Below are 11,745 nucleotides of genomic sequence, written 5' to 3' on the forward strand. Positions count from 1 at the left end.
ACGATCCGGGCGCAGGCCGCCGAGCGGCAGGCCTGCGTCCGGATCCGGGACGACGACGCGACGGCTCAGTCGTGCTGGGCGGGGTTGCGCAGCGTGATCGCCGCGATCACCGCCGCCGACACCATGAGCCCGACGCCGATGAGCGACGTCACGAGCACACCGCCGTCGAACGCGACCGCTGCGGCCCGCATGAGCGCATCGGCCTGCGCCGCGGGCAGTTCGGCTGCGACCGCCGCGGCGCCCGCGAGGGTCTCGCGAGAGGCATCCGCCTGGGCCGCGGTGAGCGAGGCGGGCAGTTCGATGGCGCTCGCGTAATGCGCCGCGATGATGCTGCCGAGGCCCGCGGTGCCGAGCACCGCACCGAGCTCGTACGCCGTCTCGGAGACCGCCGAGGCAGCGCCCGCCTTGGCGGGCGGCGCGCTCGAGAGGATGAGCTCGTTCGACACGGTCTCGGCCATTCCGATCCCGATGCCGAGCATCGTGAACGCGAGCACCACCGCACCGGTCGATCCCTCGGAGGCACCGAACGCGACCACGAGGTAGCCGCCCGCCGAGAGGCTGAGCGCCGCCGGCACGAGCACGCGCGGGTGCACGCGCCGGGCGATCGGCACGACGACGAGCCCCGAGACGATCATCGCGATGAGCCCCGGAAGGAGCGCGACCCCCGCCTCGACGGGCGACAGGCCCGCGATGATCTGCAGGTGCTGCGACACGAAGAACAGGAACCCGACGAGCGAGATCACGCTGAGCAGGTTCACGAGCACGGCGCCGCCGAACGGACCGACCGTGAACAGGCGCACGTCGAGCATCGGCGCGTCGCTTGCGAGCTGACGACGCACGAACAGCCAGCCGGCGAGGAGGCCGACGACGATGAAGAGCGGACCGGCGGCGTCGAGCCCCTCGGTCGCGATGTGCTTGATGCCGAACACGATCGGCGCCATCGTCGCCAGCGAGAGCAGGATGCTCCAGACGTCGATGCGGCCGGGGTTCGGGTCGCGGCTCTCGGTGACGAGCAGCGGCACGAGGACGAGCATCGGCACGAGCACCGGCACCGCGAGCAGGAACACCGAGCCCCACGCGAAGTGCTCGAGCAGCAGGCCGCCCACGAGCGGGCCGAGCGCGCTGCCGGCCGCGAACGCCGACGCCCAGATGGCGATCGCGAGCCGGCGCTGCTCGCGATCGGTGAAGATCGAGCGCAGCAGCGACAGGGTCGAGGGCATGAGCATGGCGCCGAAGAAGCCGAGCGCAGCGCGCGCAGCGATGAGCAGCTCAGCCGTCGGCGCGAAGGCCGCCGCGATCGAGACCGCGGCGAAGCCGATCGAGCCGATCATGAGCATGCGGCGACGGCCCCATCGGTCGCCGGCGCTGCCCATCGCGACCAGCAGGGCCGCGAGCACGAGCGGGTACGCGTCGATGATCCAGAGCTGCTGAGCGGCGGTGGGCTCGAGGTCGCTCGAGATCTCGGGCAGGGCGAAGCTCAGCACCGTGTTGTCGATCGAGATGAGCAGCGCGGGCAGCATGAGCACCGCGAGGGCGAACCAGGCGCGCCGCGGTGCGCGGCCGGTCGCGGCGCCGGCACCGCGGGCGCGGGTTCGGTCGCGGGCGCCTGTGGCGCCGCCTGCAGCAGCGGCTGCTGCGGATGCCTCGGGCAGGATGCCGGCGCGCTCGTTGGTCTCGTTCATGGTCGGGGTGGTGGTGGCCGTCTGCTCGGTCATGGTTTCAACTCAGTTTCTATACCGTCTGGTTGGTATAGTAACTGATGCGACCCGCGTTTCGCCAGCGGCCCCCCTCGCACGCGACCACCGCCGTTTCAGGGAGAATGAGTCCATGGCCCGCCCACCCGCCGCCCGCGAGGCGGTGCTCGACGCCTTCGAGCGGCTCATCATCTCCGACGGCGAGCGCGCCGCGACGATCGACGCGACGGCGCGCGCAGCCGGCGTCTCGAAGGGCGGCCTGCTCTACCACTTCGGCTCGAAGCAGGCGCTCGTCGCCGGGCTCGTCGAGCGGTTGCTGCGCCTCGTCGACGAAGACCTGTCGCGCATCGACGAGGCGCCCGACGGCGCGATCGCGTACTTCCTGCGCTCGTCGCTCGACATCGAGACGGCGCTCGACCACACCTTCGTCGCGATCCTGCGCCTCGCCCAGGGCGGCGACCGCGAGGCCGGTCGCGCGCTCGACGAGGCCGAGACCCGCTGGCTCGAGAACCTCACGGCCCACGTCGGCGACCCGACGCTCGCCCTCGCCGTCACGCTCATGGGCGACGGGCTCTACCACCGGGCGGCGCTGCGCGCCGAGGCGGTCGACGTCGACCTCACGGCGACGACGACCGGCGCCGTCTCCACCGAGCAGCTGACGTCGCTCGTCGCCCTGCTCGAGCGCCTCGTCGCCCGCTGAGTGGGGCGCCGCGCTACGCCCCGCCGCGCCGATCCGGCTCCCTGCCGACCGCCCCATCCGTTGCGAGGGTGCTTTTCCGCAAGATCCGGTGCCCGGAAGCGGCTTCACTTGCGGGAAAGCACCCTCGAGACGCAGCCCCGCTGCGAAGGCGGGGACATGCGCGGGCGGGAGGCTGCGCATGCGCACACGTCAGCAGAACGACGGATGCCCCGGCGCAACGCCCGCGAAGGGCGCTGCGCCGAGGCATCCGAGCCGATGAGGCGACCGACCTGTGACGCGGCTTATTCGGTGATGTCGATCTCGACGAAGAGCGTCGCGTCGATCGCGTCGCGCACCCGGTCGAGCACGTCGGCGGGAACCGGCGAGTCGACCGTGAGCACGCTGAGCGCCGAGCCGCCGGCCTCACGACGGGCGATCTGCATGCCCGCGATGTTGATGCCGGCGTCGCCGAACTCGCGGCCGTAGACCGCGACGATGCCGGGGCGGTCGGTGTACTCCATGATGATGTGCGTCGTCGCGATCGGCACCTCGAGCTCGTAGCCGTTCACGCCGACGAGCTTCTCGGCCTGCTTCGGGCCCGTGAGCGTACCGGCGACCGACACCTGCGTGCCGTCGGAGAGCGCGCCGCGCAGCGTGATGACGTTGCGGTACTCGGGGCTGTCGGCCTCGGTGATGAGGCGAACCTGCACGCCGCGCTGCTCGGCGAGGAGCGGCGCGTTGACGTACGACACCGTCTCGGACACGACGTTCGTGAAGACGCCCTTGAGCGCCGCGAGCTTCAGCACGCTCACGTCGTAGTCGACGAGCTCGCCGCGCACCTCGACGTCGAGGCTCGTGAGCGCGCCGTGCGCGAGGCCCGAGAACAGCTGGCCGAGCTTCTCGACGAGCGGGATGCCGGGGCGCACGTACGGGTCGATGACGCCGCCGGCGACGTTGACCGCGTCGGGCACGAGCTCGCCCGCGAGCGCGAGGCGCACCGACTTCGCGACCGAGATGCCCGCCTTCTCCTGGGCGTCGTCGGTCGAGGCACCGAGGTGCGGGGTGACGATGAGGTTCGGCAGGCCGATGAGCGGCGACTCCTTCGGCGGCTCCTGCACGAAGACGTCGAGCGCGGCGCCCGCGATCTCGCCCGAGACGAGCGCGTCGTGCAGCGCCTGCTCGTCGATGAGGCCGCCGCGGGCGACGTTCACGACGTAGGCCGTCTTCTTCATCTTCGCGAGCTGCTCGGTGCCGATCATGCCGAGCGTCTCGGGCGTGCGCGGCATGTGGATCGTGACGAAGTCGCTGCGCTCGAGGAGCTCGTCGAGCGAGACCGTCTGCACGCCGAGCTGCTGTGCGCGGGCGGCCGTGATGTACGGGTCGTACGCGATGACCTCCATGCCGAACGCCTGCAGGCGCGCGGTGATGAGGGCGCCGATTCGGCCGAGGCCGATGATGCCGACGGTCTTCTCGTAGAGCTCGGTGCCCGTGTACGACGACCGCTTCCACTGCCCGGCCGAGAGCGAGGCGTGGCCCGCGGGGATGTGTCGGGCGAGGCTCAGGATGTGGCCGATCGTGAGCTCGGCGGCCGAGATGATGTTCGAGGTCGGCGCGTTCACGACCATGACGCCGGCGGTCGTGGCCGCCTTGACGTCGACGTTGTCGAGTCCGACGCCCGCGCGCGCGACGACGCGCAGCTTCGGGGCGGCGGCGAGCGCTTCGGCGTCGACCTGCGTGGCCGAGCGGATGAGGATCGCCTCGGCGTCGGCGAGGGCCGACAGGAGGGCCGGGCGGTCGGTTCCGTCGACCTGGCGGATCTCGAAGTCGGGCCCGAGGGCGTCGACGGTGGCGGGCGAGAGTTCTTCGGCGATCAGCACGACCGGCTTTGACACGAACGGTTCCTTCGGGGGCGGTGCGCGACGAAGCGCGCGAGTGGGGTGCGCCTACGCCAGTGGGGGCGCCGTTACCCCGACAACCCTACCGAAGCATGACGTCGCATCTCGTTCTGTGACGGTGCGCGACGCCGGTCGATCGGGCCGGGATGCCGCGCACGCCCGCACGTTCTGCGCGTCAGCCGACCGCACCGAGTCTCAGCAGCACGACCACGAGGCTGAGGAACACCGCACCCGACACGCACAACCCGGTGAAGTAGAGGGCGACGCGGGCGAGCACGCCGCGCGAGCGGCCGAGCACGAACGCCGCCGCGAAGCACGCGAGCGGTGCCACGAGCGCGATGGCGAGCACGACCCACTCGCCGATGCCGACGGGGATGCCGAACGACGAGGCCTGCGCGTAGACGGCCATGCTCTCGACGACCTCCCAGACGTCATAGGCGTAGAACAGGCCGAACACGACCGCGAGCGCGACGTCGAGCCACATCGGCAGGCGCGCGGCCGGGGCGGATGCCTCGGGCGACAGCTGCTCGGCGGTCATGCGGTCACCCCCAGCACGAACGGCAGCGGCACGAGCACGACCGCGCCGGCCACGAGCCAGACGAATCGCGAGCGGGTGGTCGGGGCGCCGCGCAGGGCGAGCGCGAACCAGCACGGTGCGGCGAGCACGGCGAGCCACAGGCCGAGCGAGTACATCGCGTCGCTCAGCACGCTCGTGCCGGGCGCCGTGGTGCGCACGGCCGTGATGAGCCAGCCGATCGTGTAGAGCAGGTAGACGCCGCCGAGCACCCCGAGCGCGACGAGGGCGACCGAACCGGTCTGCGCGGCCGCATCGGCCCGGTCGGCGTCGGCCGCCGCCGCGTCGGCGTCGGCGTCGGATGCGACCGTGTCGTCACCCGCCGTCGCGAGCGGAACCGCCTTGCCGACCGTCTTCCATCCGGGTGCGAGCGTCGGGTCGTCGTCGCCCTCCCAGCGCAGGGCGTCGTCGTCGGAATCGGGGTCGGGACGCATGGCTCCAGCCTAGTGGCGCCCCCCGGCGCTCAGACGCCGGCGGCCGCCGCCAGCCGGGCGGCCTCGACCGCCGCCGCGACGAGCGCGGCATCGGTCTCGTCGAAGCCGTCGACTCCCCCGCCCGGGCCGCTCGCACCGCCGCGCAGCGCGCGCCCGCGCGCCGAGAGGTGCACGGCGTCGACGCCGGCCGCGGCGAGCGCGGCGATGTCGTCGGTCTTGACTCCGCCGCCGGCCATCACCTCGAGCACGCCCGATGCCCCGGCCATCGCCTCGAGCGTCGCGAGGCCGGCGCGGCAGTCGGGCGCACCGCCCGACGTCAGCACTCGCCGCACGCCGAGCCGGGCGAGCGCCGCCACCGCGGCGCGCGGGTCGTTCGCCGCGTCGACCGCGCGGTGCACGGTGACGTCGGCGGAGCCCGCCGCCTCGACGAAGCGGTGCACGGCGTCGACGTCGAGATCACCGGTGCCGGTGAGCGCGCCGACGACGACGCCGTCGGCACCGGCCGCGATCACGGCCCGGATGTCGCGCTCGATCGTGTCGAGCTCGTCGGCGTCGTACGCGAATCCGCCGCCGCGCGGCCGGACGAGCACGTGCACGAACGACGCGGCGCCGGCCTCGGCCGCGAGCGCCACCGCCTGCTCGACGAGCCCGATCGAGGGCGTGAGGCCGCCGAGCCCGAGGGCCTGGCACAGCTCGATGCGGGCCGCCCCGCCCTCGAGCGCGATGCGCGTGCCCGCGGCATCCTGAACGGCGATCTCGACGGGGAGCGGGTAGGCGACCATTCACGACAGCGTAGCGGTCGCGGCGCTCGGTAATCCGTCAGTAAGCGCGCGTCGATAGCGTGCTGCCAGCCCGCGGCCGTCGAGGTCCTCGCCCGCTCGCGGATCAGAGCCGTCAACCGTTGTGAAGGAACACGACATGCACAAGCCCAGAACCGCCCGCACGTGGGTGGCCTCGCTCGCGGCAGCCGCCGCGGCCGCGGCACTCGTCGTCACGGCACCGCCGGCCGTCGCCGCGCCCGCCGACGGCGCCGACAAGATCGACCCCGCCGTGCTCGCCACGGCGAACGCCGGCGACGACGCCACGTTCTTCATCGTGCTCACCGAGAAGGCCGACCTCTCCGGCGCGCGCAAGGCCAAGGGCCACGAGAAGAAGGCGACCCTCGCGTACGAGGAGCTCACGACGACGGCCGCGAACACGCAGCGGCCGCTGCGCAACTACCTCGACAAGCACGAGGTCGAGTACCAGCCGTTCTGGATCACGAACACGATCCGGGCGACCACCTCCGACGCGGAGCTCATCGAGGACCTCGCCGCCCGCAAGGACGTCGCCGAGATCGTGCCCGAGCGCGCGTACGAACTCGACGACACCGTCGTCGAGGGCTCGACCGAGGCCGCGGTCGACGCGGCCGACGTCGCCGCCGACACGACCGTCGAGTGGGGCATCGCCGACATCAAGGCCGATCAGGTGTGGTCGCAGTACGACGTCGACGGCGACGGCATCGTCATCGCCAACATCGACACGGGCGTGCAGTTCAACCACCCCGCGCTCGCCGCCAACTACCGCGGCAACCTCGGCAACGGCACCTACTCGCACGACTACAACTGGTACGATCCGACCGGCGTCTGCACGACCGCGGCGCCGTGCGACAACAACAATCACGGCACCCACACGATGGGCACCATGGTGGGTGCCGGCGGCATCGGCGTCGCCCCCGGCGCGACCTGGATCGCCGCGAAGGGCTGCGAGGGCCGCACGTGCTCCGACCCCTTCCTGCTGCTCTCGGGCCAGTGGATGCTCGCACCGACCGACCACAACGGCCAGAACCCGCGGCCCGACCTCTCGCCCGACATCGTGAACAACTCGTGGGGCGGCAGTGACGACCAGTGGTTCTTCACCGACATCATCGAGGCGTGGAACGCGGCCGGCATCTTCGAGGCCTTCGCCGCGGGCAACGACGGCGACGGCGTCACCTGCTCGACCACGCACGCCCCCGGCGGCCGTGGCGACGCGTACGGCGTCGGCGCCCACGACGTGAACGGCAAGATCGCCTCATTCTCGGGTTTCGGGCCGTCGCCCGTCGACGGCTCGCTGCGACCCGACATCACCGCCCCCGGCGTGAACGTCCGATCGGCGATCCCCGGAAGCCGGTACACGGCGATGAACGGCACGTCGATGGCCACGCCGCACCTCGCCGGCGCGGTCGCGCTGCTCTGGGCCGAGGCCCCGACCCTCATCGGCGACATCGAGACGACGCACGAGCTGCTCAACGCCGCCGCGCACGACGTCGACGACACGCACTGCGGCGGCACCCCGGCCCGCAACAACGTGTGGGGCGACGGACGCCTCGACATCCTCGCGGCGGTCGACGCCGCGCCGCACACGCGCTCGATCGTCACGGGTACGGCGACCGACGCCGCGACCGGCGCGACCCTGCCGAACCTCACGGTGCACGTCACCGGCGCCGGCTTCGACCGCACCACGACGACCGACGCGAACGGCGACTACCGAGTCGTGCTCCCCGCCGGGACGTTCTCGTTCGAACTCAGCGGATACGGCTACGAGACGCTCGTCGACGACGGCTACGTCGTGGCCGCCGGCACCGACGCGGTGCACGACCTCGCCCTGACCGCCGTGGCCCACCACCGCGTGTCGGGCATCGTGCGCGATGTCGTCGGGGGGCCGCTCGCAGGCGTCACCGTCTCCGTCGAGAACACGCCCGTACCCACGGTGACGACCGACGCCGACGGCCGCTACACGCTGCCCGACGTCGCGGAGGGCTCGTTCTCGCTCGCTGCCTCGCCCGCGCAGCCGGTGCTCTGCAACGGGATCTCCCGCGCAGAGCTGACGGTCGGCGCCGACGTCGTGAATGACATCGACCTGCCCGCCCGCACCGACGCCGCCGGCACCTCGTGCCTGCCCGCGACCTACTCGTGGATCAAGGGCGCGACCAAGGTCGCGATCTCGGGCGACGAGGATGCGAAGAACGTCGCGCTGCCCTTCCCGGTCACCCACTACGGCACGACCTACACCTCGGCCGCGGTGACCACGAACGGTCTCGTGAACTTCGTCGCTCCGCGCATCGGCGACTACGCGAACCAGGCCCTGCCGACCGCTGCCGCCCCGAACGGCATCGTCGCCGCCTACTGGGACGACCTCGTGATCGACAAGAAGGCGAGCGTGCAGACCGCGACGACCGGCACCGCGGGTGCCCGCAAGTTCGCCATCGTCTGGAACAACGCCGCCGTCGCCGCCGACACGAACGTGCGCCTCTCGTTCGAGGTCGTGTTCGACGAGAAGACCGGCACCGTCACCCTGCAGTACAAGGACGTCGCGGGCAACGCGCTCGAGCGCGGATCGTCGGCGACGATCGGCATCGAGAACGCCGCCGGCACCGACGCACTGCAGTACTCCTTCGACCAGGCCGTCGTGACCGACGGCTCGGCGATCAGCTTCATCCGAAAGGGAGCATGATGTTCACCCGCAGACAACGCCGAGGCATCGGCATCGCCGCCGCCTGCACGGCACTCACGATGACGTTCGGCTTCGCGTCGCCTGCCTTCGCGGCGACGACGAGCGCCGACGGCCAGGACCCGATCGTCCTGACGCCCGAGCAGATCGACGAGCTCGCCGCCCGCGCCCAGGCCGACCTCTACCGCGACGCGGCCGGTGACGCGGATGCCGCGCCCGACCCGGTCACGGGCGCCGAGACGACGCCCGCGCCCGACGCCGAGGCCGAGCCCGACGCCGGCAGCGAGGCTTCCGGCGGAAACGAGATCGACGGCGAGACCGACGCCGTCACGTGGAAGCACACGATCCGCGGCGCGTTCGAAGGCGACTACGGCGCGGTGCAGACCGTGCCGATCGCCGGCGGCGGCGACGACTACTTCGCGATCGACTCGCTCGGTCTCGTGCAGCGCCGTACCGCCGCGGGCGAAGAGGTCTGGCAGCGCGGCAACGCGTCGTTCTACGCCGACTGGGGCGTGAAGCCCGCCCGGCCGTGGCAGACCGAACCGTACCCCGCCCGCATCGTCGTCGGATTCAACGCCGTCTCGCCGTTCTCGCCCGCCTCGGAGGACGGCTTCGCGACCGGCGACCTCACGGGTGACGGCGTCGCCGATCTCGCCTTCACGGCGAGCGTGGGCGCGAGCCCGTACCGCCCGATGCTCGGCACGCCCGCGACCGGCACGTTCGTGACGATCGTCGACGGGGCCGACGGCCGCACGCTGTGGTCGAAGCTGTACTCGGCGGTCTACTCGCTGACGCTCGTCGACGGCACGCTCGTCGTCGCCGACTCGCCCTACTTCAACGTCAACGCGCCCGCCGGCTCGAAGATGCTGCTCACCGGCCTGACCTTCGCGGCGGCCGGGGACCGCCTCGAGGCGACGCCGGCGTGGACGTACGACCCGCAGGCGCCGAAGGCCTCGGGCTGGGGCGACCTCGAGCCGATCGGCGACGGCCTGCTGGCCGTCTCGTGGAACCGCCGCAAGGACGCCCTCGCGACGGTGCCGAGCGGCAACACGGCCGTGATCGACGCCGGCACGGGCGAGGTCGCCTGGACGGCGACCGATCGCATGTACTCGCGCCAGCTGCACCTCGACGCCTCGCGCAAGCGCCTCGTGGCGCTCGAGCAGGCCGACCCGAACGAGGGCCTGCAGTACCAGATCGCGTCGTACGCGCTCGCCGACGGTGCGCGCACGTTGCTCGACACCCGTGAGAACGCCCTGCCGCTCGCCGCCGAGGTGGGCGACCTCGGCGGCAGCACCGCGAACGAGATCGTCGTGAGCGAGGCGACGCTCGACGCCAACCGCGCGTTCAACGCGACCACCGTGCGCGCCCTCGACGGCGGCACCGCCGCCCAGACGTGGTCGCGCACGCTCAAGCGCGACGGGGGCAACGCGGGCGACGGCGTCCTCGGCTGGGGACTCGAGATCGCCGACGGCCGCGTGATCGTCAACTACCGCGACGACCAGGACGGCGAGACCGCCGAGAACCGCGGCGGCGGCTGGTACGGCCGCATCTCGGTGCTCGCCGGCAACAACGGCGCCGTCAAGTGGGAGCACACGGGCACCGCGGCGTCGCAGCTGTGGTCGCAGGTCGTCGTGAACGGCAAGGAGACCCGCGTCCGCACCGTCGACACGCTCGAGAACGTGCGCACGTACAACCTCGGCTCGGGCAAGCAGGTCGACTTCACCCCGCTCGTCGCCGACTCGTCGTCGGCGACGTCGCTCGACCTCAACGGCGACGGCGCCGACGACCTCGTGGTCGGCGGCATCTCGCAGGGCGTCTTCGCGTACGACGGCAAGTCGCTCGTGAACGGGCAGCGCGTGCCGCTGTGGTCGGCGACCGTGCCCGGTTCGGTGCACGCCTTCGTGCTCGCCGACGTGACGGGTGACGGCGCCGACGAGATCGTGGTCGCCGCCGACACGGCCGCCGCCGTGATCGACGCGAAGACCGGCAAGGTCGTCCGCACGATCGACGCCGACGGACAGTTCGTGCGCACCGTCGCGGCATCCGACCTCGACGGCGACGCGAAGGCCGAGATCGTGCTCTCGACCGACGCGGTGCGGGTGTACCACGGCGACGGCAAGCTCGCCTGGACCTACGCACCCGCCGACGGCCTCGTGTTCGGCGACGTCTCGTTCGGCGACGGACGCGTGTACGCGTCGTACGAGACGCGCGACTCGCTGGCCCTCGCCGAACCTGGCGCGGTGGGCGGCGTCGCGCTCGATGCGGCGACCGGTTCGGTCGTCTGGCACGCGACGCCCGAGGCACCCACCCAGTTCGGCTTCACCGACGCCGTGTGGGGCGCCGGCCAGGTCGGCGCGACGTTCGCATCGCCCGAGATCCCGTACGCCGACGGCCACGCGGTCGTCTACGCCTGGATCGGCCGTACGACCGCCACCGGCGCACCGCCGCAGCTGTTCATGGAGATCCGCGACGGGCGCACGGGCGAGGTGCTGCACACCGCGAGAATCGGCGGCGTGCACAACCTCAACGGCTGGCTGACGGCGCCCGAGGGGCTCATCGCCGAGACCACCGCCACCATCCGCACCTTCGGCGCGAACGGCGCCGACTCGGCGATGTCGACCATCGCCACGACGCAGCAGGTCGGGTTCGCGACGACGCCGACCGGCGAGCGCATCCTCGCCACGTCGAGCGACGGGGGCCTGAACACCTACCCGGTGTCGAAGCTGCTCGTCTCGCAGGGGTTCGAGAGCCCCGCCGCGTTGACGACCATCCTGGCCGGCAGCGGACTGCACCTCGCCGACCTCGACGGCGACGGGCGGGTCGAGATGATCTCGCTCAACCCCGACGCCCGCGGTGCCGACCGCACCGCAGGCCTGCACGGCTCGGCCCTCTCGATGCCGTTCACAGCCATGCGGCAGCTCGTCGTCGCGACGATCGACGCGCTCTGATGCAGCGCAGCTGACCGGTTCGGTCGGCGACCGGCACGGCTGGCGCGACC

8 protein-coding genes are annotated in these 11,745 nt (G+C 72.2%); 3 read left to right on the plus strand and 5 right to left on the minus strand.

Annotated features, from left to right (window positions below; genetic code table 11):
* Nucleotides 1-65: 65 nt before the first annotated feature.
* On the minus strand, nt 66-1,715 hold the full coding sequence (locus tag AC3RJ6_RS18970; protein ID WP_491428696.1) for an MFS transporter: 1,650 nt from the start codon (nt 1,713-1,715) through the stop codon (nt 66-68).
* 112 nt (nt 1,716-1,827) lie between these two features.
* Between AC3RJ6_RS18970 and AC3RJ6_RS18975 the strand changes: the two genes are divergently transcribed.
* Complete coding sequence (locus AC3RJ6_RS18975; protein ID WP_491428697.1) at nt 1,828-2,394, plus strand: TetR/AcrR family transcriptional regulator; 567 nt, start codon at nt 1,828-1,830, stop codon at nt 2,392-2,394.
* Nucleotides 2,395-2,675: 281 nt separating this feature from the next.
* Here the strand turns inward: AC3RJ6_RS18975 and serA are convergent, their stop codons facing one another.
* The 4 genes from serA to AC3RJ6_RS18995 form a co-directional block, all read right to left on the minus strand.
* Nucleotides 2,676-4,265 (minus strand): phosphoglycerate dehydrogenase, encoded by a 1,590-nt coding sequence (serA, locus tag AC3RJ6_RS18980; protein ID WP_491428698.1) that lies wholly within the window; start codon nt 4,263-4,265, stop codon nt 2,676-2,678.
* A gap of 178 nt (nt 4,266-4,443) precedes the next feature.
* Nucleotides 4,444-4,806, minus strand: coding sequence for a bacitracin resistance protein (locus tag AC3RJ6_RS18985; protein WP_491428699.1), 363 nt, complete (start codon nt 4,804-4,806; stop codon nt 4,444-4,446).
* Nucleotides 4,803-5,276 (minus strand): DNA polymerase III subunit gamma/tau, encoded by a 474-nt coding sequence (locus tag AC3RJ6_RS18990; RefSeq protein ID WP_491428700.1) that lies wholly within the window; start codon nt 5,274-5,276, stop codon nt 4,803-4,805. Before AC3RJ6_RS18990 ends, AC3RJ6_RS18985 begins: the two co-directional genes overlap by 4 nt.
* Before the next feature lie 29 nt (nt 5,277-5,305).
* Nucleotides 5,306-6,058, minus strand: a complete 753-nt coding sequence (locus AC3RJ6_RS18995; protein ID WP_491428701.1) for a copper homeostasis protein CutC — start codon at nt 6,056-6,058, stop codon at nt 5,306-5,308.
* 136 nt (nt 6,059-6,194) lie between these two features.
* Between AC3RJ6_RS18995 and AC3RJ6_RS19000 the strand changes: the two genes are divergently transcribed.
* Together AC3RJ6_RS19000 and AC3RJ6_RS19005 are read left to right on the plus strand one after the other, a co-directional pair.
* A complete protein-coding gene (locus AC3RJ6_RS19000; RefSeq protein ID WP_491428702.1) occupies nt 6,195-8,750 on the plus strand; it encodes a S8 family serine peptidase in 2,556 nt (851 codons plus the stop codon).
* Nucleotides 8,747-11,695 (plus strand): FG-GAP repeat domain-containing protein, encoded by a 2,949-nt coding sequence (locus AC3RJ6_RS19005; protein WP_491428703.1) that lies wholly within the window; start codon nt 8,747-8,749, stop codon nt 11,693-11,695. The genes AC3RJ6_RS19000 and AC3RJ6_RS19005 overlap by 4 nt, the downstream gene beginning before the upstream one ends.
* The last annotated feature ends 50 nt before the right edge of the window (nt 11,696-11,745 follow it).

The sequence above is a fragment of the Agromyces cucurbitae genome (assembly GCF_058349945.1).